Here is a 23,147-nt window from a genome sequence, read left to right on the forward strand (position 1 = left end):
TAGATTACAAACATTTCAATATATAAAATAGTCTTACCAAACAACAATTCCATTATAAAACAAATAATTACATACTTTAACATTTTATTTCAATTTTCCGAATTTTAATTATAGGGATTTACCAATGACTTATTATGAAATGAAGCGTATTTCCTGAAACAAACTAGGAATTACGTGCTCGATTTAATTTATACATGAAAGATGATTCGGTGAGAATCATTGAGGAAAATAGGTTGTTGGCAAGAATAAACGATGAGTTGTGTGTAACCATATATAATAAGTATAAAAACGTATGAGATGAGATATTCGATACAGTAAAAAATGAGACACCCACCCTATGATAGCACAGCTATCATAGGATATCTATTTTCAAACACCTTATATCTATAACCCTAGTAGAGATTATTTTTGTGTATGAATATATTCTTTAATTAGTTTCAGATCACTTTCTTTTCATCAGGAGAAAAAAAACTAACTTTTTATACTTCCAATTCTTTTTTTCTGTAAAGATGCCGATAATTTTTTTATAGCATTATTCAAATTAACTCATGATGGTACTACATTTTAAGGGTCATTGCGTCCAAACCCAAAACACTATTCTTTATGTTGCTTTTTTAGCAATTCCATTCCGTACATGAATCTCTTAATAGAATCCTCGTTCTTCAATAATTCACTTAAGTATAGCAACACATCAAACTCTTCAGGATCTGCATCATAATAGATCATTCCTGGATCAATAAAAGGCTCATAAACTATATGGCAGATATCTTGTCCTGCTATTGTGACACTAAAACATCTTTCAAATTTGGAAATATACCTATTTACACAAATGAAATTGCCTAAGGATGTTTCAAATGAAAGGCCATTATAGAAAAAATATAGTTTGTTATTTTTAACATATACACCAACTACCTGTCCATCCTCACTAAATCCTCCAACACCTTGCCTAACCAACTGTACCTTGTTCTTTTCAACTATTGAATATCCGCTAGTTTCTAACATGATATATGTTCCTACCTCGGGGTAATTATTCATTATTATCATAAATCCCCCCTCCTAATTCTTTAATTCTAATAGTATATATATTACATAATCTTTTTACATTGATTATTAAACTAATTAGATTTAAGTATGAGATTAAATTGTATATTCCCACATTGTCATTCATACAAATTCACCTCTGAAAGATACTCATAATTATACCCAACTTTACAATTACCATCTATCATCAATAGATATTCTATATTTATTGATACACTCCAACAAATTCTAATTCATTACTTTTAAATTTAACCTTTCTTTCCTTAGCATTGTATTCCAAATTGTAAATTAAAATGGCTGCGTTAAATTTCTTTTCACAGTTTGTATACTTAAATCGTTGAATAAATTGATCAACGTAAGAAAAACCTTTCAATAAATCCTTTATATTATTTTTTGATCGACTAACCCATTCCTTTTCAACTAAATCACGATCATAATAAATCAAATTAAAGTCCTTTTCGAAATTAGAAGATATACTATCTCCATCTTCTGTATATTCATTATTTGTATAATTCAAAAATTCATCCTTACTCTCAAAATTCCCAACCCATATGGATACTTTCTCTTTCATAATTCTACTACCTTTCTATTCACACATTCTTTTATACATAAATCTACAAACTATTTATTAAACTTTCTTCTCATCATTATTAGTAATAGGATCGTCATTTAATACATACTTTTTGCCTATAGTTAAAAATTCAGTTCTATCATTTGAATCCTCCTAGTTATTTTGTATTAATATTACTAGCTCCTATGTTGGTAACTTCACATGAAGCGTAAATATATACTTTATCAGCTCTATCTTTAACATATTCCATACATATGGATACCATATCAGCTTGCAATTCACTAAATCTATCTTCAAACTCTTTCATACTACATTTCCCTCCTTTTATAAAATTTTTAATTTTGCATTACCTGGCTTACCATCTATATTGTAAGTAACTATAAATTTGTATGGACTCATATCATTCCCAAAGTATATTACATCAACCTTAACTGTTACTTCTTTTGGTGGTTTTTCTTTTAAAGCTGCAGCTCATATATTACGAATGAATAATAAAACAATATTATTGTCTCTATAAATATAGGCTTCAAAATTTAAAGTACAACATCCTGATAACCTACCTCTGTTACTTCACCTTTCATAAGACAAAGGCCTAATCCATTTTCCATATCCCACGTACAGTCAAATGTAAGTCCAATATCAAGAAAATCGATAAGATCATTATCCGGAATAAAAATTCCAACTAAGGTTATTTTTCCAAGAACTTGAGTAGCTGTTTCTATTAAAGGATAACTTTCGTTAGGCTCAACATCGTAACCAAGTTCATATCTTTTTTGTTTATAATAATCTAATATAGACTCTAAAATACTTTGTTGTAATTGTAGCCATCTATCTATTAAAAAGTTATATGCCGTATATTGTTCTTTCTCAAAATGACCATCATCTTCTCCCCTAACTATTAACATCACCTTAACTTCGTTCCCAAAAAAATCAATGTTTTTATATCCAATCCAATCATAATTATTAAACTCAAGTTCGCCAAAATCCGCATCATTTATTTTCATTACATATCTCCTTTATTGTTTACTCTTTCTACCGAAGTTCGTTCCACCCTATTTACGTGCACTTCCATTAAGTAATGTTTCTTGATTTTTTATGAAGAATGGGGTATTGTCCATTTCTTTTGCTAATATATTTTCAATTATATAATATTAGCAAATTTTGTTAACTTGAATTCATATAAAATAATTTTATAGCATTGCATGCACTAATAAAAAAAGCACTTGGTTGCCTTAAGTAGACAACCAAGCGCTTTAATTTCATATGTACTTGTAAAATAGAAAATAAATAGTAAGTCTAATTCATTAGAACGAACCTTATACCTCTACTGGCCCCATAAAAGCAGTAATAATAAGAATATGTTCCTTCAATTTGACCTTTTTTAAGTTCTCTACTTTTTCTGCTCCACCTAACCCTAATAGAGGTGTATAACCAAAACACTCATCATACTCTAACTCATTGTATTGTTTAAGTGCTTTGGGATAAGGCTGCCAAGATAAATCTTCATCCCTGAATTCTAAATCAGCAATATTTTGAAAGAAAAATTTAAATGTAAACATAATGGTCTTTACTATACCATACCTGTAATTAAGTAATCTAACATATCCATCTGACCAAATAACCAAGTCTCCCATACCTGTAGCAAACAATACTATTGAATCCTTATATCTTTGACTACTCTCCTCCAAAATCTCTTTAAATTCCTCTGGATTTACACTTTTAAAATATCCTTGCATAAATGTACCAAATCCATAATTACTCCAAAAATTTATTATTTCATTTGGTACTACGTGTTTATACTTTTCAATGAGTTCACTCGGTACTTTATTATGTAACTTAAAATCTTTTAAATATTGCTCCATTTAAACTCCTCCTTTAATGTATTAACTTTACATTCAAATAAGTATTTTTTAGTTGTTCTTCATTCATGCTCGAAGATATTTTTCAAAGAAAGCAATGAAGTTAAGTGGGGGATCAACTGCCCGTAAAAGCCCAATTTGTGAGGGATGATAATCAGTGGGGATGAACAAAACCCCCAATTTCACTTTATTCAATACCTTGATTAAGAACATAAATACTAAATCTCCCCAGCAACTTGATCTAAATTATGTATGACTGTTTGAGTTTTCATTCGCTTCTTTAAGTGTTAACCCTTGTTCAAATAGCTTATCAATTTTATCTCTTAATGCTCTTTTTCTTGCTGCCTATTGGTATGCATTTCTATTTTTCACACCTAAATTTAAATTGTGAAATGAGGTTTTCTAAGCTGTTTGTAATTTGTTTATACTCATTTAATTCAAAATCCTCAACTAAAATTTCACCTGTATTGTTGTCTAGCACTATTAACATCCCATTTGATTCATAACCAATTGGGATATACTTAAAAATATCATTTTTAGATTCCGCATAGTCTTTGACAAGTGAAATAAAATAATCTGGTTCAATCCCTGGAATAACAGGATGCAAATTAATATTATAAGAAGAAATCCATCCTGTTAATTCTAAAAACCAATACGAAGTGAAATACTGCTTCACCGAATCATGTAACTGAACGTTGTATTGACTTTCAATTTCATCAAAGGAAAATTCCACTCCCTTCTCCATTGGTTTCCAACAAATATATCCATTTTCATCTTCTTCACCCAAATATATAAATTCATCTACATCTTCATTCCATGCTATTTGCGGTAATGAGTTGTTGTACTCCATCCATTTATCTATAAATCTTCCGAAATAGTCTTTCATAACCTCTTTCATATTAGAAATCACTCCTCAATAAAGAATTATTCTTCTGGTAAGTGAATATCGATGAAAATGTCAGTATTACTTAGCTGACTGGAAACTACATCCAGAAATTTCAATCCATTTTCCGAAACACTATGTTGGAAATGTATATCAATTATTTTTTTCTCAAAGTTGTCTCCGTAATCTTTAAAGTACTGCTTATCTTCAATATATATTAAGTAATTATTAATTTTTTCTTGTAGTACGTCTAGATGCATGTCTTCATATTCCCAGTCTAGATAGTCTATTATTAACAACTTTAGGTTTTTACCTTCTACTCCAATTGCATCTATCTGGTCCAAATCTATAACTGCCATATTTTCTCCTATCCTATATATGTCTATTGCAATAATCTACAATGTACTCATATATATTTTTTCTTCATTAGGATCATAAAGATCTGTCTGTTGAGATTAGTTAGTTTCTACATTTTCAAATCCTGCTATGATGTTATCTATCGTTTCTATTAATTGAATTTAAATTATTTATATAGTCTAAATAATCTCCTAATAAAATTATAACATGCCTATGTATAAAAAAAGCACTTGTTGCCTTTCGTAGACAATCAAGTGCATTAATTTCATATGTTTTTTAAATAGCATAAATTTTGTAGGTCTTAGCTTGATCTTAATCATATCTTTCTATAAAATACTGCAGTCCAATTGTATCTAACACTCGGTCTACACTTCATATCAGACATTTTTTCATATAAATGTTCTTAGTATATTATTTTTGTAACTTTAAATTAGAAATTAACTCATCTAGACTATCCGAAAGCGCTTCAAACGAACCTCGTTCAAAACCCTCCAATTCAACCTTACCACTTACATTATCTAACACAACTATCAAACCGTTCCCTTCTACACCTATTGGAGTCTTATCAACCTTATTATGATTGTTTTTATACCCTTCTAAATTACTTTCGAAGGAATCCAATTCAATATTTGGTAATACAGGTTCTAACCTAATATAATGATTATCAACAAATCCATCTAAATCAGCAAACCAATAAGAATTAAAATAATAATCAATTGAAGTGTGCAATTTAATTTCAAATTTTTCCTCAATCGTCGTTAAATCATTCTTATTATTTTTTTCAATAGGTTTCCATGAAATTTCTTCTTCATCATCCATTTCACCTATATATATAAATGAACCCACTTCTTCGTTATATGGCGTTTTAAATAAAAAATCTAACCCTTTATCAAAATATTCTTTTCTTAAATTAAAATATTTGCTCATAGCATCCTTCATTACCAAAATAATCACCCTTACTTTTCTAATAGTTCAGCATATTTTGGTCATTTCCCCAAATTCCTGCGCTTTTCTCAGCATTATGAATCCCCCTAAACCTGGATGTAGCTTTGAGGGTACATCAACAGTTTGACCTCCACCACCAATGTGATGATGTAATAAAGTGTCATTATATAATTCTTTTAAATCATATTGGGGGAAATGTTTTCTAAACCTAAAAATCTCTTTAAGTTTATAGACTTTGTATCAAAATTTTAAAACCCTTTTATTCAAAACCGATAACAATCCATTCATCTACAAAATTCCAAAAGTGAACATTATATTTAGGCTGACTTTTAGCTGACCAAAAAATAGCATTGTTATTCTTACAATTTTCATAATCTATAGCTATGTAGCTCCCCATACCATTACTAAAGAATCCAAAAGATGTTTTTAAATTAATCTTTATAGGTTCTTCCAATTCATCTATAATCCCCCACTCTAAGTCTTCATCCCCAAAGTAAGTTATAGCTTCTAATGGCATCAATCCCATCGATTCACTTGTGTAATCATAAAATCCATTATGAACATTTTCGTAAAAGTCCCTAATAGATTCAGGAATTTCTCTCCATGAAGATTCTAATTCCTCATTATTAAAACTATCTTTAGGATTTCTTCCTTCATAATATAAATCTTCTCCACCTTGATTTTTTATTGTATACAAGATTGAATAGGTGTCCTCACTTATCATCAGTTCAATATCCTCAAGGTATTCTGATAAGTAAGCAATAGTATTAGATAAATTATTATCTACATATTTTTTCCATATACTTAAAATTTTCTTGATTCTCTTTTCTCTATTATATTCACTAAATACTTCCACCCATAAATCAGGAATTAAAGATGCATTTATATTCTTAAATTCATTTGCATTAATCAATTGAATATCTTCATTATACTCTCTTAATATATCTAACTTAGAACTCATTTTTCCCCATCCTTTTTAATATTATTTTATATTATTCTTTGTTAAAATCATCAATTTATTTTTGCAATATTCTTTCAAGCTGTTTTTCTCTTGTAATCATCTTACTCCTAAAGTCAGGACTAACTTCTATTTCATCTGGTGTCCCCTTTTTATAATGTGTCCATTCTTCATACGATTTAGATTGCTTTGAAGTGTTTGCAGATTTACTTAATCCTGTAAAGTTTTCTGGGTTATTTAATACTTCTAACTGTTGTTTTTCTGTTAAATTACCAAAACCATCCATATTTGTGATTCTGTCTATAGACACAATATGATCTGCTTCTAGTGAACCTATAAAAGTTTTTCCAGGAAGAGCTTGATCTTCCGTTTCTATCTTTTTATTGTGGCCTTTATTTACTTGTTTTCTTATTTTTGCTGTCGGTGTTTTTTTCTTAATGCTTTATATTCTTCATCTGTAATCTTTCTCTCACCGCACCTAGGAGGAATTCCACTTTCACCCGTACCCTTACCAGATGGATTTACAAATCCAATATCTTTAGTAAAAGACCTCAATGGTATGTAAGATAGGAATAACCTTAAAAATTAATTTTTCCATTTGCATAAAAAAACAGCAGAGATTTCTAGTACCTATCTCTACTGTTTTGCTATTCACTTCCAAAACAAACTAATTTTTCATACTCTGTTATGTGTATTTCTAACAAATAGTAATGCTTAAATTGCAACATCTTGGTATCCTACCCTAGCTACTTCTTCATTTATTAGACGAATACCTACCCCATTTTCCATGTCCCATGTACAGTCAAATGTTAGTCCAATATATCTGCCTTCAAAGCGTCTAGCAGATGGGACATAAATCCCCACTAGCCTGATCCTTTCAAGAAGCTGATTAATCGTTTCAAGTAAAGGATAATTTTCATTATATGAAACATCATACCCAAGCTCATGTCGTTTTTGCTTGTAATAATCTAAAATTGGTTGCAAAATACTTTGTTGAAGATGCCCCAAATTTTGTATTAAAGAATTATACGAAGCATACTGTTTTTCACTAAATTCACCATCTTCTTCACCGTCTATTATCAAAGCAATATCGGCTTCTTTTCCGCAAAACTCAATGGTAGTCTCTCTACTCCAGACATAATCATATTCAAGCTCCCCAAAAACTGCATCATTTATTTTCATTTTAAACCCTCCCTTTCCATTTATCGGAAATTCACTCTTACTTGAAGGCTGGTGGAATATCAACATCTCTATCACCCGTACCCTTAACCCCATCACCCTCCAAATTCGAGATCCTACTCTGAATACTCGTTTTTTAGGCATCATGGGATTCTTGGAATTTCCCGCTATAGTTCGTTCCAGTTCTAGCGACACTTCCATCTGGCAGTATTTCTACACCTTTAACGAATAGGGATACGGAGTCCATGTGCAGTGATAATCAAGTTGTTTAATTTTGTGTCTAGAAATGCAATAACCTTCTGCCTGTTAATTTGGTACGAGGTTATTAAAGTTGTTTAAAAATAAGTTTTATTTGTTGCACTTTTTCATTTAAGTGAATAATAAAAGTGTTTAATTTCTGGATAGCTAATAATTAATAATCACCCCTTTAATATTCAATCCCAAACATTAAAAATTACTTCACCGATATTTTCTGGTCGCCAATATTTAGCATCTTTTAATTCTTCTTCTGTTAAGTTGTGTTCCCTAGGTATAAAAGGCTTTTCTAAATAAGCTTTCGACAAAACTTGATAGTACGCTTCAAATTCACTTTCTAATATGGGCATATCAATAAAACTAAAAATAATTTTTCCTTCTACATTTTTATCCGCAAAAGCTAAGAAAGGATAAAACTCATGCAATAAAATAATAAATTCCTTATCGTCTATTATCACTATCACTTCAAAAAAATTTTTTGGATAGTGTGGTTGTATCCATTCTACTATTTTGAATTTACATGTCCTCAATACATCATAAAATATTCTCTTTGTTTCATTTTCATTATGGGAATTTAAATGTATTGCTTTCAAACCTGTAATATGTGGCGGTATTTTCACTCCCAAAACCTCATTCCCTTTTATTAACTAACCACAGATATCGAAACATTATTCCTTTTATTATACGAGAAACTCAAAAGATGGTATTAAATTTCAATTCTGTACGATTTTTTAAACAACTTTATTATTCGTGGTCAGTCCACACCTTTGGCTAATATATTTTCAATTATATAATAATAGTAATTTTCATTAGCCTGAATTCATAAAAAATATTTTCTAAAAATTTATAGCATGCCTATCTAATAAAAAAGCACTTGTTGCCTTTCGTAGACAATCAAGTGCTTTAAGTTCATATGTTTTAAGTAGCATAGATTTGTAAGATTTATAAGATCTGTAAGTTTTGTATTAACATTACGACACATTTTACATGCCATGACAACTACTAAGTTAAAATTGACGAGTTTGTACGGGTTCTTAGTTTAATATACTTTCCATGTGATTATATTCATCACCCAGTAAAATGTCATCTCACCTAAGCTCGTACTTTGTTTTTTCGACGTACAATGAATTAGAGAAACTATTCAAAGTTGCATAAACTCTACCTACTAAATTAGGATTTTTTTGTTTATATAAAAACTTTGCAACAGAACCTTTAAACTAAACTTCAAATCCAATTACTATCCATTCATCAACAATGTCCCAAAAATTCATATTATATCTAGGCTCTTTATTCGTCCACCATAAAGTCGCATTATCATTATTAGAATTCTTATAATCTACTGCAACATAACCACCCATACCACTTTTAAAGAAACCAAAAGTAGTTTTTAAATCAATTTGTAAAGGTTCTTCTAACTCCTCAATAATACCCCATTCATCATCATCAAAAAAAGTTACATTTTCTAAAGGAACTAAACCCATAGATTGACTCGCATAAAAATAGAAACCATTATGAACAGTTCGATAAAAATTTCGTATTGTTGAAGGAATCTTATCCCAAGATTTTTCTAATTCTTCATTATTAAACTCATCTTTGGGATTTCCCCCTTCATAATATAGAATTTCCCCATTATCTGTTTTAATAGTGTATAAAATTGAATATTTACTATTTATATCCATAAACTCTACTTCCTCAAGGTGCCTAGACAAATAAGAAATAGTGTTTCTTAATTCCACTCCTACTTGCTCTTTCCATATCGATAAAATACTCTCAACTCTCTTGTCTACATTTTCTTCTTGAAACAATTCATACCATGAATTTGGTATTTTCCCACTATCAAGTTTATTAATCTCATGGCATGATATAAGTTGTGCATTTCTTTTATATTTTCTTAAAAAACCAAGTTTTTGTTCCATAATTCTATCTCCTTTATTTATCTATATACTTTTTTATTTCCTTTCAACAAAATCATCAATTTATTTTTGTAATTTCATTTCTAATTCTTTTCCTTCTTTATCATCTCTTCTCTAAACTTAGGATCAACTTCAATTTTTTCTTTCTTATAAATTGTCCAATCAGAATAAGATTTAGACCCCTTAGATTTATTGGCTGCTTCACTTAAACCTAAAAAATTCTCTTCATTATTTAAAACCTTAAGTTGTTGTTCCTTTATTATTTTATAAAAATTTTCCATATCCGCTATATTTTTCATTGATACAATATGATCAGCTTGAAGTCTATCTGTAATATACTTACCAGGTAAAGCAGGGTCAGGCGTTCCTATTTTATCCTCAATGCCCTCATTAACTTTTTCCCGTGGCTTTGCAGTAGACGTTCCATCTCTTAATTCATCATATAATTCCTTTGAGATTCTTCTTTCCCCGTATCGAGGCGGTGCTCCAATATCACCCGTGCCCTTAGTTTCACTCTTAGCAACAGAAAATAACGCTCCAAGTGTTTTTCTTTCTCCTACATTCCCAACACCAGTTGCCAAAGGTTCAGGGAATACATTCGGGATATGAATATTATTAATCTTCTTTCTGACATTCTTCATACTATTCGGCAACTTATTCATGAATGCCGTTACTTCTTCCAACTTACCAACTATTTATAAAGTCAAAGCATATCAATCAATTAAAAAAGCACTTGTTGCCTATCATAGACAATTAAGTGCTTTAAGTTCATGTGTTTTTAAGTAGCATAAATTTATAAGTATTTTAGTAAAAGTATGACACCTTATATGCATCGTGACAAGTACATTAAAACTTACGAGCTCGTACGAGTTCATTAGTTTCAGGTTCATTTTAAGTGGTATATATTCGTAGCCAAATAAAACCTCATCTCACCTACGCTCTAAGCTCGTACTTTGTTTTCTGTTCTTTCATTGCACTCCATGATGATACAACCATCATTAGTCTGTACTTTTTAACAGCCTATTTTAAATAGCAACATCTTGATAACCTACTTCATCTACCCTTTCATTTATAAGACGAATTCCTAAACCATTTTCCTCATCCCATGAACAATCAAACGAGATCCCTACATCACGTCCATCGCGAAGGAAATCATACGGAACAGAAATACCTACTAATGTTATATGTTCTATTAATTGATCAACTGTTTCAATTAATGGATAATCTTCATTAAATGCAACATCATAACCAAGCTCATGCCTTTTTTGTTTATAATAATTTAAAATTGGTTGTAATATATTATGTTGGATTTTCTCCCAATTATCCATTAATGAATTGTATGCCACATATTGACCTTCATCAAATTTACCATCATCTTCTCCTCCAATTAATAATGCTATCTCCGTGTCCTTTCCTAAAAACTTTATGGTTCTGTATCCTACCCATGTATACTGATAATCAAGTTCTCCAAAAACTTTATCATTTATTGTCATTTTATAATCTCCTTATTATTTATTTGCAAATCCTCCAGGTTCAAAAGCTCCTGCGTTTATTTCACCAACTCCACCAAGGTGTCCAAATTTGGCGTTGATTTCTGTTGGCACAAGTTGTATAGTAACTCCATCATTTAACTCATGCCATGTTAATTTATTTTTCACTCGGTATTTTTCTATATCTTTTGCCGTAATTCCACCAGCTTCCATTCCAAATTGGTTTGCCAATTCTGGTGAATTATTAAGCTGATCTGCTAACCTTTCATTTGCTTGCTTAAAATTATAATCTCTAGCAGTATTTCCTTTAGCCCCTTTTCCACCTAGCATATAATCGATTTCCAACTGTGCCTTTGCTACTGGTGAAAAATCAGGAACTCCATTTTTATACTCAATTCCATTAATACCAGCTTCATTTAAGATTTTCTGTAACGTAGGATCTGGTGGTGGTTTTAGGGTACATAAAGACTCACCTCTAACCCCTTCAAAAACGACATTTGAATTCGTTTCTGCGGGTGTTTGCTTGAATCTTGATTCATATGTACTGGCAAATTCCTCTTGCTTGAAGGCTGGTGGAACTTCAGCCTCTCTATTACCCGTACCCTATGTTGTAATCTTAAACTCTCACAATAAAAAAGCAAACCATGTAAAACCTTATTAAACTACTTCTTTTTCTTCCACTACCGGCAATTCATAAGCTGTTTTATATTTCATCATGCCATATACAATGTTTACAAGCCTTCTCATAATACATACCAATGCTTGTCCTTTTGTTTTTCCCTCTTTAAGTTTCTTTTGATAATATGCATGAAACACTGGGTTTCTGGGTAACTTACTTCCTTTTGCTACTTGCACTTGCTGTACAGCTAAATTATAAAATAAAGCATGTAGCGCCCTGTTTCCTTGTTTGCTTTTGTGTGTCTTACCTTTCCCACCAGAACCAAAGTAAACAGGCGCAATCCCCGCGAATCGTGCTAATTTGTTGGCATTTGGAAATCGCCTTACATCCCCAATTTCTGCAATTAATGCTGATGCCGTCACAAGTTCTATTCCCGGCATCGTCTCTAATTGATAATCTAGTAGATTTAATAACCGTTTTAATTCTCTTTCGATGTATTTCATTTCCCTCTTTTTAAACTCAATATCCCGTACAATACTTCTTACTAAAAAATCTCGCGTTTCTTGATACTCTTTCATTGTTTGTCCATCTTCTTTTACAAGTTTTAATATGTCGCTTGCTTTCTTTACTGAACATGTATTGTTGCTAACATCTAATAAAAAAGCTGTTAATTGCTTTATATTTACCCCCTCTAAACAAGAGGGTGACGGATATTGCTGCCAAAATGCTAATGCTGTTTTTCCATCTAACTCTGAGAAAAACTTTTTATAGCTTGGATAATGATGGTTTAATTGAATATGTAGTTGGTTCTTTAATGCACTTTGTGCTTTTACTAATGCATTCCTTCTTGAAACTAGTTGTTGTATCGACCAAAATAAATCGTTTGGCTTTGCATCTGGCAGTTGATTAAATTTGTTTATCAGTATGCGTGCTACACATTCCGCATCCCAACTATCATTTTTTTGTATCATCACTTGGCTCTTTCGCTCTAAAAATGATAAAGCTGGATTTACTTCTTTCACAACTCGTTCATGGTCTACTAAATATTTCGCTAACGCTCTTCCATAACCACCAACATCTTCTAAACCAAATACAACAGTTATCCCATCACACACATATGTCTCTACTTCTAATAAGAACTTCGAAAATGCAGATGGTTTATTCTCAAATTGTATTTCTCCTAGTTTCTCTTGCCAACAATTAATAATAACAGCCGTATGCTGCTCTTTATGTAAATCTACTCCTACATACAAATAGTTCTGCCTATGATGCATAACTCATCCCTCTATTCAATGATTTAGTCATATATAAAAATGTCGGCAACCTTAGTTCGAGCGTTCATCTTCCGATGCGCATAGGTACGCAAGCCTAGCCATTTTCATCACTCTAGTAGTATGTATAGTAAAATGAGCTAATTTTTTAAGTGAGTTTATAAAATAATTGCTGAATGTTTCCCATTTGTCTGTATTTGACCATATGTGTATATCCCTCGATAAAAGCTCTCCCGGTCTAACATGCGTTTCACTTGTACTTTCGTAAACCGTTTCCCTTTCTCTGTACGATAGCCTTCTGCATTCAGTCGTTCTGCCAATTGAGTCAGCGACCACTGCCTAAAAAAGTGTCGTAACTCAAATAGTCTACGTACAACCACTGCTTTTTCTGCATCTACTTCTAACACTTTTTGTCCTTTCTTGACTGTGTACCCAAACATCACACCGCCACCCGCATATCCACCTTGTTCCGCTTTCTTCTTTCTGCCTCTACTCAGCTTCAATGCAATCTCGAGACGTTGATATTGATCTAGTAGTTCTAACATGCCATTTACTAAAAAATCATTTGGGTCATGCGTGTATATACTATAATTGGGTTGTTCAATCGCTTTCACATCAACCTTATGTTTCTTTAGCTCTCGTTGTATTAATACTTTTGCCATATCAGAGCGCCATAACCGAGATGTATTTAATACAATCACGCGCCTCACTTGTTGATATGCCATATCTGACAATAGTTCTTGTAAGCCTTCACGTTCAACTGTTAATCCATTTTCATCAACAGTTGCGCCACTTAGTCCTCTATCTTCATATACATGAAGCAATTGTAAGTTATTTTCCATACAATAACGTTCGATTTCTTCTACTTGATACGTTAAGCTATAACCTTCACGCACTTGTCCTTCTGTTGAAACTCGTACATAACCAACTACTTTCTCTTCCATATTGATTCCTCTCCCGTTACAGCAATTAAAGTTCCTGTAACGTTTACCCGTTTTTTGCGGATAACGTGTGCATAACGTCCATCCGTTAAAACGTACTTTACGATGAATTCAAAAAATAACACAACCCTTTATTTTTTCTTCTACTATCGTCATACCCTGTACACAGCCATTACAATCTATAAAAATTAACAATTAATGCACTTATAAAATTATACGTTTACCAACTTATTTCTACGCTAAAATGCAAAAAAGCACTTGTTGCCATAATTGACAATCAAGTGCTTTAAGTTCATCTATTTTTAAGTAGCATTAAATTTGTAAGTTTTGTAGTAACAGTATGACACCTTTTATACGTCATGACAACTACTACGTTAAAACTTACGAGTTTGTACGAGTTCGTTAGTTTAATATACATTCCATGTGTTTATATTCATCGCCCAGTAAAATGTCATCTCGCCTAAGCTCGTACTTCTTTTCCTATTCTATCATTGCACATAATACTCTATGATGGTACAACCATCATGAAGTACTTACTTTCAAACACTTATTTCTTTTTCTAAAACACTAACCTTTATTCTGCTGAAGGATTATAATCAACCTCTACATTTTTTAGTCCTTCTATTACTTTATTTATTCTTCTCGATAAGTCTTTTATTTCTTCTAATGTTAATTCATCTCCTGCTTCTTGTGGATTAAACTTGCTTAATCTCCTTGTTATACCTTCAATAAGCCCAATAAAAACTTTATCATGTCCAATTGCAATCTCACCAATAGCAGTATCAACAATAACATCTTCTATCTTACCTAAGTTATCAAACTCATCTGATAGTTTTGCTATAGCATACTTATATCCCCTAGCTTCATCTAACAACTCTTTATATGTCTCCTGAATTGCTTCAAATAATTCATTATACTCCCAATCTTTCATAATTACTTTCCTCCAAAGAATTTAGTTTAAGGAATAATTCTATTACCATTGTTGTGTACGACTTCTAATTCAATATTTTTATATTTAGCTGCAAACTCTGCTATAACTTTATTACAACTGTCGCAAGTATCCAATTCTGTAAATAACTTAATTCTACCACTAGCTTGTGTATTATCCCCAAGCCTAGAAGCTATATCATTTAGTATTTTATACTCAGTATCTGTATTCCTTAAATAATTAAATCCATTTTTACCAACTGCTTCTGTAGCCTTAAACATTGGATTTTCAGGTTGTAAAGAAATATCAGGCACCTTATGCTCAAGACTTCCCTTAAGTTCATTTATGCTACTTTGAGCATAAAATTCCGATTTGCTTATCCCACTGACATCCACTTCGGCAACAGCAAAATTACCAGATTTCTTATATTTACTCGATAAATTTCCTCTTAGTTCCTTCACTCTATCAATTATATGCGCTTCTGTTACTGAATCTATTTGTCTAGTTGGATATACTTTACCCGTACCCTTAACCCCACCACTCTCCAAATTCGAGATCCTACTCTGAATACTCGCCTTTGAGGCATCATGGGCTTCTTGGAATTTCCCGCTATAGTTCGTTCCAGATTTAACGACACTTCCATCTGGCTTTATTTCTACACCTTTAACGAATGGGGTTACGGAGTCCACACCTTTTGCTACTAGACCTTTAATGAAGTAGTCCGCATCATTAATCTTATCTACGGTTTTCCAGCCTTGTATTTTTAAATTTTTTAATAGATTATTTTCCTTAAGCGATTGTACCACATTTTTACCCAAATTTGGATTAAAACCAGGCATTCCTTCTTTGAATTTTAATAATTTCGCTAAATCAGCTAATTCACTCGTGTCTTTGAATGCTTTTACTCCTTTTCCTACTGCTCCAACAACTGGGATTGCGTCTAATCCGCCAAAAATGATGTTTCCTACCCGCTCTTCTTGGCTCAATTTCCGGTGTGTTCCCCAGTCTTCTCCGTCGATACCACTTTTGATTTGTACAGCGCCGTATACAACTGCCGCAGCGGTTCCGAGTGGTGGGCAAAGGATTGTTGTGATGATGATTCCTAGGCCTATTCCTATGTCTCGCACCATTTCTAGTTTTTTCTGTTCATCTTCTATCGATTTATATTCAAATCCTCGTGTGGATGGGACTACTTTCTTGTATTCTTCATAATTTAATTTTGCATCTGGGTTTTGTTTTTTTAGTTCTTTGTATTCCTCTCTCAGTACGTTATCAAATGCAGGTGAATCTCTAAAAATATCTTCTACTGTTATTTTATCTTTTTTTGTTTTTATTGTTTGTGGTACACTTCCGTACCCTGCGTGCGCATCTGGTAATACTGTCGTTGTTGTGGAGCCAATTCGGTTATCTGTTTCGAAACTGAGAATAGATGTATCTCTCATTTTTTGAGCGAATTTATCCATTTCTACTAAAAAAGGTTTATCTATATGTTCAGAGACCAATCGCCCTGCTTCTCCGCAATATCTTTGTAATGTCGAATAGCTATCAAGTAATTCCCCAATTTTTTGCGATTGATCTTTTGGGTTAAAATGTATACTGCCATCTGAGTCTAAATCTCGTATTCTTCCATCAATTTTTTTCAATAATTCATTTGCGCGCTGTAATTTTATGAGTGCATCTTTTGTAATTCGATTCATACCATCCCCCATGTTTTGCCATGGTTCAGGTCTATATTTCACATCCATTTCGTTTTCATCCCCCCAGCCGTATGGTGATTTCTACAACTTACTTAATATTTCACGTAATTGTTCGTCCTTTTCAAGCATTTCTACACATGCGACCCTTACAAGTCTCGCCGACCTAGAATAGTGTTCAGCAAATTCAAGTGTTTTGTGTAATATATCAGGATATTTTTCAATTACTCTCATCGCTTCACCTTTTTGATAAAAATCACTGCTTAATAAACTCTCAATATTCGTTCCAATAACGTCTACATGGATTTTATATATATCTTCTAATTTCATTACTATATCAAGTAGTTCTTGAAAATTAACTAATACTTCTTCTCCACCACCAGAACCACCGTCTCCCATTGATACTTGCATTATTCAATACCTCCTAACGAAAATTGTCTCGGATCAACTAATTTTTTATACGGCATTTTTAACACGTCATACAATTTCTTATTCACCGCATAGAGGCTCACCCAGTCATATCGATTACGTTCTACATCTATTTGAACGTAATCTTCTCCTTCAGTGAAATATAAGAAACATTCCCATTTTCCTCCTCTATTACTACGAGGCCTCTTATACGTTTCTATCGCTATAACATCTTTATTTGATAAATCTTTTTCCTCAAATGTTTGTTGTTCTGTTTCTGTCATTCTCTTTGAGAAAAATGTATCTTCTATGTCCCTCGGTTCTCTCAATAAGAAAGGGATGCGTGTTAATAAGGAAAAATATACGTCTGGCTTTGGTATGTAGTCGATCTCGTATTTTTTATTTGGTTCTATTTCTGTTAATACAGCCACTCGGTCTTTATCCTCTTTCAAAAAGCCAATTAATACATTATTCATTCTCGTGTATTCATGACAATTTTCATATTCCTTTAATAGTTCAATTATTTGAAAAGCGGCATGGGTAATCCCATTTTCACTTGTAAGTAAGCCCTTTTCTTTTAAACTCGCAGTTGCTTTTGTGACACATTCTTCATCAAGTAAAATAATTACGTCACGGTTTGGCAATCCAAATATATCCGTAACCCCAGCTGCACCTGCGAGAACATATAATTCAGCAGGTGCAAAAATCATTTCTTTCCCCATTCTTTTATTCCTCATTTCTCCATCACAATTTTTTTATCGCCCTTACTTCCGATATATCGCCATACGTTTGAATACTTTTCTCTAACTCTTTCAAAGCTTTCGTATGTCCTTCAAATGCCTCTACCATTTCTGAGTTATATTGAATGATTAAATCCAGATAACTTAAAAAGGCATCTCTCGTTTTTCCATTCCATTTCGCACATGTAACGTACGCTTTTAAATTTTTCGCTTGATTTAAAGAATCTTTCATGCCGTTCTCTATGTTTTGTGCGTAAGAAATGGCACTTGCAGTATTACTTCCTATAATTTCAACCTCTTTACCACTCATGTTTGTTCCCTCCATTCTTTGTATACTTAATGGATAAGTTTTTCAATTTCCTTTTTCTTTTCTTCAAAAGCTCTGGTCGCTGCAGCGTATGCTGACGCTTTCTCCGCTTCCGCTTTCGCTTTATATTCCAAATACTTTGCATAAGCTGTACCTATCGCAGATCCAACATTGCTTAATTCACTTTTAAAATAGGATAGTACTGTATTTAAGTCTTCATCCTTTTCATGACGTTTTTGTTCAAATTCCACTGCTGGAATTTTATTTGCTTCTAAGCCATTACTTTTACTCTCATAATCTCTCTTCGCTGATTCAGCCTCTTGAATGTATTGCTTTAACTCTCTTTCTTGATCTTTTAAATAATCATGTAATGTATCATACTGATCTCGTTTTCTCGCGCTTTCTGTAAAACCCGATGCATTTAAAAAAGCATTATACAATTCATCTAACATCTTTCTCCCCCTTTATTACAATAACTATGTAGTTAAATTCGTATATTTAAACATGAATATTCATTACATTGAGAATTTATAAATAATTATTTTTGCATATTGCTATTTTATCAAAGGGGTTTTAACATTTCCATATTTTATAAAAAGCTTTCGCATTTTTCTTCAATTAAATAGCAATGAATATTTATCATCTAAAAATTGTAGTTTCATATAGATTATTGAAATTTTATCCACATTAAGGAAATCAATGAAAAATGATCATCATTAACATGTTATAATTGCGATGTATACATTTAATTGTATTAAATGTATATGTGTAATACGTATATTTAATAAAGTTAAATTAAACTGGGGAGGCTTTCTCAAATGGGCAAGAAAACAAGCAAAGCTAAAAAAATTATGGGATTCTTAATCACCACAGCACTAACAACTACAATGATGGTAGGCACAGCAAACGCACAAACAACTACGAATAACTATAAGGTAGCTAGCAATGCGAACACTGTATTTACAGATGTACCAAAGGATCACTGGTCAAAAGATGCTATTGATTACTTAGCGTCAGCAGGACTTTTTAACGGATATGGAAACGGAAAATTTGGTTTTGGGGATAATATTACTAGAGGCCAGGTAACTTCTTTAATCGCTCGTCATTTAGGTTTAACAGCAAACAATGAACAGAGCAATATGTTTAACGATATTAAAAATCATATGTTTGAAAAGGATATTAAAGCGATTGTACAGGCCGGAATTATGACAGGTGATGGAACAGGTGCTTTTCGTCCAGATGATGCATTAACTCGGTATGAAATGGCAGTAGTATTAAAAAAAGCATTTCAATTACAATCAAAAGGACAAAGTAACTTTAAAGATGTACCTCAAGATCATTGGGCCTATGAATTTGTAAATACGCTACGTAGTAACCGAATATCCTACGGTGATGCGGCAGGTAATTACAATGGCAACATGCTTGTGAAACGTGAGGAATATGCACAATTTTTATATAATACAATAGCAAAAAACAGAGATTATAATTTCAACATCAATTCAAAAGAAGAATTGAAACAAATGTTAACAACAGCTTTACAGAACGGAACGTTTGGTCCATTTAAATTAGATGTATTAGGTAAAGATCTATCTGACGTAAAAAAAGAATTTGGAGTGCCTGATGTTTGGAAGAAAGCACCATGTACAGAATGTGATGCACCTAATATAGCGGGATACGGCGATTATAATATTGACATGTACCCTTCGGACGCTAGATATATATGGGTGAAAATGGATATCTCTATCAACGAATTAAAAGAGTGGTTTGGTGAACCAGATGGAATCGGAGAGGATATGACTAGTGAAGGCTTTATATATAAGCGAGGAAGCTATTCTCTTTATTTCAGCTTCTCTGATGGTTATATTCAACGCGCTGAAATCTCTAAAAATAAATTCAATTAATAAGTTACAAGCAATATAAAATATATAAAGCATAAAAAATCCTTCAAGAACATGCTTTTTCTTGAGGGATTTTATTTTTCTCTATCTATTTAATATAATCCAAAACTATATAACTCCTACTGATTAAACTTTATTTTTCTTCATGCTCCGCATCCCATTCACTTAAATATGTTGCATATTCTAGTTCATCTGGATCATCATTTAGCATAGAAAGAAACTCTAATTTATTTCCATCACAATCTAGAAAATATACGCTTGCAGCTGGCATCCACCTTTGGACAATTGGTTCTCGATTTCCTTTCCCTTGACTCCCTACTACCTCTATTCCACGCTCCTCTAACCACAATTTAGAGGTCTTTAAAAACTCTAAATCTACACGAAAAGCGAAGTGTTTCATCTCAAACTCTTCATTACTATGTACTTCCCATAACCCGAGCATTTGCTCTTTATTTTCTCCTACCCAAAAGAACGCAACTCGTCTATTCGATAATTTTTTCGCTAATGCTAAACCTAACTTATTTTGATAGAAATCTATCGCCTTTTCTAAATTTCTTACATGTAAATGAGTTTCATATATGTTTTGTATCATATTATATTTTCCCTCCTCTACCTTCTGATTTTTAAAATATAAGTATTTGTTTTTATCATACAAATACTTATATTTTTAAGCATCCTACTTTTGTATCATTGTTCTTTCCTTCAAATGTATAGGTATCCAGCTTTAACTAATATCCCAACGCTGGAATTCAATACAATGAAACTAGTGAGCTTTTATGAAAAATTGGCTCTCACCTACTTTTCTCCCATTACAAGCTTTACTGCCCACAAATAGCAGGATAAAAACACTATTTACATTCATAAATTTTTATAATGTAATAATATTAACATCTTAATAATAGAGGAGGAACCTTTCTGGATAAAACCAAAGTTATGGCTTATTTTAGTACAACTGGTGATATATTCCCTGTTGAAGCAATTACTGACGCCCTAAGTATGGAGCCTACAAGAAGTTATACAAAAGGTGATGTTGTTGCAAGACATGATAATCCGAATCCTGTATCCACCAAAACCCTATATAGAGAAGAAACTGCTTAGACTTTAAGCACTGGATACCAACAATCATACGATATAAATAATCAGTTGCATGTTATTCTGAAATCCCTTGAAGGAAAAACAGAACAATTAAAACATCTCAAGCAGAAATATAGTTTAGAGTTTCTTCTTATGGTAGTGATTCAAGTGGAGAATAACGAATCACCCGCGATGTATTTACAAAAAGAGATTATTAATTTTGCTAGCTCCATTCAAGCAGAAATTCATTTTGACCTATATATTTGTTAAAAATAAAAACGCTATTGATATTGAAATCAACAGCGTTTTCTTATGTGATTCTATGTTTTATCTTGCTTGTACCCAAAAGCAAATTCTTTTTATATAACGTATTACTTCAATTTCCCCTCAAAGACAATCTTTCTACCGCACGGTTCAACTTCTGTTTTACCGTTTTTCTTCACTTCATGAAAGATTGGTTCTTCCATACGACGAGACGGTGCATAGCCTTCTTGTTCCATACGCGCTAAGCAGTCTGTAATTGTTTCGTTTTCGAGTACTTCAAATTTCTTTTTATTAGGTTGTTTTGTCATGCCCTAACCTACTTTCTATTTTTCTTGATGCGAATTGATTCTTCATGTAGACGATATATAACATTGCGAGAATTCCTATTATAATCATAACCGCAATAAAAAAGCTTGTATACTGTATTTTTTCTATAAATACGCCTCCTAATACAGGTCCCAGTATACTTCCTAAACTAAAGGCGATTCCAGACAATATATTACCTGCTGGCAATAAGTGTCTCGGTAATAAATCTGTCATAAATCCAAGGCCTAATGAGAAGCACGATCCAATGACCATACCCGCTAATAGCATACAGGCAAAGACAATCCAATAATATTGGTCAAATACAGCTGCCAGTAGGAAAATACCCGTACTTATACTGAACGTCCACGTTAAAATACGGTCTCTTCCGTATTTATCACTTAATATACCGAGCGGAATTTGTGTAATAATGCCCCCAACTGCAAATGCCGGTAATAAAAAGGATACTTCTGAAACAGACCATCCTTTACGCAGTGCGTATACTGGTAAGTTACTATTTAACATTGCTTCCAGTACGCCGTATGCAAGTGGTCCTAGTAATGCAATCCACCCTAATCCAACAACTTGTTTATAACGAGAAAATGATGATTCACTCTTCACTTCTCTTTCATCTTGCGCCGGGAATGCATTTTTTGTTGGTAATAGTAACAGCCAACCTATTAGACAAAGTACAGTAGATATAATAAATGGCGTTGCAAGACCGTACTGAACAGTGCTTGCTAAATACGGACCGACGGCAAAACCAATTCCGAAGAATACACCGTATATCGATACTTGTCTCCCTATTTTACTTGGGTCTGATGTTGTCGTAATCCATGTTTGTGTTCCGACATGGAGCATATGATCTCCGACTCCAACTAGAAATCTAAGAATAAACCATACCCAAAATGAAAAAGTTTGTGTAAAAAAGAATAATGAAATAATAACGAGAAACCCACCAATAACGATAATTGGCTTCATCCCAAACTTTTGCATCGGTTTTTCAAGAAACGGTGAAATAACTAATATCCCAATGTATAATGCCGTCGCATGAATACCGTTAATACTTGAACTAACCCCTTCTTGTTCAAAAATCATTGCAATGGCCGGTAAAAGCATCCCTTGTGACAAACCCGAGATTGCTACAATTCCAACCATAATCCAAAACGTAAAACGCATTGACATTCCTAATCTCTCCCTTTTGTAATCCACCACACTCATTATATATTGTTTGCTATGTAATAAGAAA

General features: G+C 32.4%; 27 protein-coding genes and 5 pseudogenes. 2 read left to right on the forward strand and 30 right to left on the reverse strand.

What is annotated here, in order from left to right; genetic code table 11:
• Positions 1–594: 594 nt before the first annotated feature.
• From AC3WVA_RS24995 to AC3WVA_RS25125, 27 genes and pseudogenes are all read right to left on the reverse strand, one after another.
• The gene (locus AC3WVA_RS24995; RefSeq protein ID WP_016118280.1) at positions 595–1,044 is read right to left on the reverse strand and encodes a hypothetical protein; all 450 of its coding nucleotides are present in this window, start codon (positions 1,042–1,044) and stop codon (positions 595–597) included.
• A gap of 202 nt (positions 1,045–1,246) precedes the next feature.
• Complete coding sequence (locus AC3WVA_RS25000) at positions 1,247–1,612, reverse strand: immunity 22 family protein (RefSeq protein WP_098347176.1); 366 nt, start codon at positions 1,610–1,612, stop codon at positions 1,247–1,249.
• Between the two features lie 157 nt (positions 1,613–1,769).
• Positions 1,770–1,919 carry a hypothetical protein gene (locus AC3WVA_RS25005; RefSeq protein WP_002203548.1) on the reverse strand — a complete coding sequence of 50 codons (150 nt, stop codon included), beginning with the start codon at positions 1,917–1,919 and terminating at the stop codon, positions 1,770–1,772.
• Between the two features lie 17 nt (positions 1,920–1,936).
• Positions 1,937–2,071: pseudogene (locus tag AC3WVA_RS25010) on the reverse strand (DNA/RNA non-specific endonuclease); the annotation flags it as partial.
• 74 nt (positions 2,072–2,145) lie between these two features.
• Positions 2,146–2,616, reverse strand: coding sequence for a DUF6985 domain-containing protein (locus tag AC3WVA_RS25015; RefSeq protein ID WP_492322252.1), 471 nt, complete (start codon positions 2,614–2,616; stop codon positions 2,146–2,148).
• A gap of 312 nt (positions 2,617–2,928) precedes the next feature.
• Entirely contained in the window at positions 2,929–3,474 is a 546-nt protein-coding gene (locus AC3WVA_RS25020; protein WP_070168960.1) for a T6SS immunity protein Tdi1 domain-containing protein, read from the reverse strand.
• Positions 3,475–3,832: 358 nt separating this feature from the next.
• Entirely contained in the window at positions 3,833–4,369 is a 537-nt protein-coding gene (locus AC3WVA_RS25025) for a SecY-interacting protein Syd (RefSeq protein WP_000665917.1), read from the reverse strand.
• Positions 4,370–4,395: 26 nt separating this feature from the next.
• The gene (locus AC3WVA_RS25030; protein WP_000268266.1) at positions 4,396–4,713 is read right to left on the reverse strand and encodes a DUF6572 domain-containing protein; all 318 of its coding nucleotides are present in this window, start codon (positions 4,711–4,713) and stop codon (positions 4,396–4,398) included.
• A gap of 409 nt (positions 4,714–5,122) precedes the next feature.
• The gene (locus AC3WVA_RS25035; protein ID WP_429604005.1) at positions 5,123–5,638 is read right to left on the reverse strand and encodes a SecY-interacting protein Syd; all 516 of its coding nucleotides are present in this window, start codon (positions 5,636–5,638) and stop codon (positions 5,123–5,125) included.
• A 45-nt stretch (positions 5,639–5,683) separates the two neighbouring features.
• Positions 5,684–5,872 carry a hypothetical protein gene (locus AC3WVA_RS25040; RefSeq protein WP_225989072.1) on the reverse strand — a complete coding sequence of 63 codons (189 nt, stop codon included), beginning with the start codon at positions 5,870–5,872 and terminating at the stop codon, positions 5,684–5,686.
• A 43-nt stretch (positions 5,873–5,915) separates the two neighbouring features.
• Positions 5,916–6,617: a hypothetical protein gene (locus tag AC3WVA_RS25045; protein WP_000095662.1), complete on the reverse strand. Its 702-nt coding sequence runs from the start codon at positions 6,615–6,617 to the stop codon at positions 5,916–5,918.
• A gap of 55 nt (positions 6,618–6,672) precedes the next feature.
• On the reverse strand, positions 6,673–6,918 hold the full coding sequence (locus AC3WVA_RS25050) for a hypothetical protein (RefSeq protein WP_098347193.1): 246 nt from the start codon (positions 6,916–6,918) through the stop codon (positions 6,673–6,675).
• A gap of 410 nt (positions 6,919–7,328) precedes the next feature.
• Positions 7,329–7,796 carry a DUF6985 domain-containing protein gene (locus AC3WVA_RS25055; RefSeq protein ID WP_002096450.1) on the reverse strand — a complete coding sequence of 156 codons (468 nt, stop codon included), beginning with the start codon at positions 7,794–7,796 and terminating at the stop codon, positions 7,329–7,331.
• 55 nt (positions 7,797–7,851) lie between these two features.
• Positions 7,852–8,040, reverse strand: a pseudogene (locus tag AC3WVA_RS25060) (HNH endonuclease); the annotation flags it as partial.
• Between the two features lie 187 nt (positions 8,041–8,227).
• A complete protein-coding gene (locus AC3WVA_RS25065; protein ID WP_044584677.1) occupies positions 8,228–8,668 on the reverse strand; it encodes a hypothetical protein in 441 nt (146 codons plus the stop codon).
• A gap of 597 nt (positions 8,669–9,265) precedes the next feature.
• Entirely contained in the window at positions 9,266–9,964 is a 699-nt protein-coding gene (locus AC3WVA_RS25070; protein WP_098521519.1) for an SMI1/KNR4 family protein, read from the reverse strand.
• 60 nt (positions 9,965–10,024) lie between these two features.
• A pseudogene (locus AC3WVA_RS25075) lies at positions 10,025–10,623 on the reverse strand (hypothetical protein).
• Positions 10,624–10,986: 363 nt separating this feature from the next.
• Positions 10,987–11,454 carry a DUF6985 domain-containing protein gene (locus tag AC3WVA_RS25080; protein ID WP_000154325.1) on the reverse strand — a complete coding sequence of 156 codons (468 nt, stop codon included), beginning with the start codon at positions 11,452–11,454 and terminating at the stop codon, positions 10,987–10,989.
• Positions 11,455–11,469: 15 nt separating this feature from the next.
• Positions 11,470–12,054, reverse strand: a pseudogene (locus AC3WVA_RS25085) (HNH endonuclease); the annotation flags it as partial.
• 54 nt (positions 12,055–12,108) lie between these two features.
• Positions 12,109–13,344: an IS110 family RNA-guided transposase gene (locus AC3WVA_RS25090; RefSeq protein ID WP_417902628.1), complete on the reverse strand. Its 1,236-nt coding sequence runs from the start codon at positions 13,342–13,344 to the stop codon at positions 12,109–12,111.
• 155 nt (positions 13,345–13,499) lie between these two features.
• Entirely contained in the window at positions 13,500–14,285 is a 786-nt protein-coding gene (locus AC3WVA_RS25095) for a recombinase family protein (RefSeq protein ID WP_000391698.1), read from the reverse strand.
• Between the two features lie 571 nt (positions 14,286–14,856).
• Positions 14,857–15,213, reverse strand: coding sequence for an Imm3 family immunity protein (locus AC3WVA_RS25100; RefSeq protein ID WP_000656075.1), 357 nt, complete (start codon positions 15,211–15,213; stop codon positions 14,857–14,859).
• A gap of 26 nt (positions 15,214–15,239) precedes the next feature.
• Positions 15,240–16,955 carry a deaminase domain-containing protein gene (locus AC3WVA_RS25105; RefSeq protein ID WP_492322253.1) on the reverse strand — a complete coding sequence of 572 codons (1,716 nt, stop codon included), beginning with the start codon at positions 16,953–16,955 and terminating at the stop codon, positions 15,240–15,242.
• Between the two features lie 33 nt (positions 16,956–16,988).
• Entirely contained in the window at positions 16,989–17,315 is a 327-nt protein-coding gene (locus AC3WVA_RS25110; RefSeq protein WP_001198193.1) for a hypothetical protein, read from the reverse strand.
• Positions 17,315–18,034: a DUF5081 family protein gene (locus AC3WVA_RS25115; protein ID WP_341013419.1), complete on the reverse strand. Its 720-nt coding sequence runs from the start codon at positions 18,032–18,034 to the stop codon at positions 17,315–17,317. The genes AC3WVA_RS25110 and AC3WVA_RS25115 overlap by 1 nt, the downstream gene beginning before the upstream one ends.
• Positions 18,035–18,056: 22 nt before the next feature.
• Complete coding sequence (locus AC3WVA_RS25120) at positions 18,057–18,362, reverse strand: WXG100 family type VII secretion target (RefSeq protein ID WP_000014540.1); 306 nt, start codon at positions 18,360–18,362, stop codon at positions 18,057–18,059.
• Between the two features lie 26 nt (positions 18,363–18,388).
• On the reverse strand, positions 18,389–18,811 hold the full coding sequence (locus AC3WVA_RS25125) for a hypothetical protein (RefSeq protein WP_000883453.1): 423 nt from the start codon (positions 18,809–18,811) through the stop codon (positions 18,389–18,391).
• Positions 18,812–19,177: 366 nt separating this feature from the next.
• Between AC3WVA_RS25125 and AC3WVA_RS25130 the strand changes: the two genes are divergently transcribed.
• On the forward strand, positions 19,178–20,260 hold the full coding sequence (locus tag AC3WVA_RS25130) for an S-layer homology domain-containing protein (RefSeq protein ID WP_098881590.1): 1,083 nt from the start codon (positions 19,178–19,180) through the stop codon (positions 20,258–20,260).
• Positions 20,261–20,390: 130 nt separating this feature from the next.
• Here AC3WVA_RS25130 and AC3WVA_RS25135 read toward each other — a convergent pair whose 3' ends face one another.
• Positions 20,391–20,849, reverse strand: coding sequence for a VOC family protein (locus AC3WVA_RS25135; RefSeq protein ID WP_098881589.1), 459 nt, complete (start codon positions 20,847–20,849; stop codon positions 20,391–20,393).
• Positions 20,850–21,190: 341 nt separating this feature from the next.
• Here AC3WVA_RS25135 and AC3WVA_RS25140 point away from each other — a divergent pair.
• Positions 21,191–21,601, forward strand: a pseudogene (locus AC3WVA_RS25140) (DUF4279 domain-containing protein).
• A gap of 101 nt (positions 21,602–21,702) precedes the next feature.
• Here AC3WVA_RS25140 and AC3WVA_RS25145 read toward each other — a convergent pair.
• Together AC3WVA_RS25145 and AC3WVA_RS25150 are read right to left on the reverse strand one after the other, a co-directional pair.
• Positions 21,703–21,903, reverse strand: coding sequence for an NETI motif-containing protein (locus tag AC3WVA_RS25145; protein WP_000166305.1), 201 nt, complete (start codon positions 21,901–21,903; stop codon positions 21,703–21,705).
• Positions 21,887–23,083 carry an MFS transporter gene (locus AC3WVA_RS25150; RefSeq protein ID WP_098345578.1) on the reverse strand — a complete coding sequence of 399 codons (1,197 nt, stop codon included), beginning with the start codon at positions 23,081–23,083 and terminating at the stop codon, positions 21,887–21,889. The genes AC3WVA_RS25145 and AC3WVA_RS25150 overlap by 17 nt, the downstream gene beginning before the upstream one ends.
• Positions 23,084–23,147 lie beyond the last annotated feature (64 nt).

Source organism: Bacillus sp. EB106-04-02-XG92, assembly GCF_058791995.1.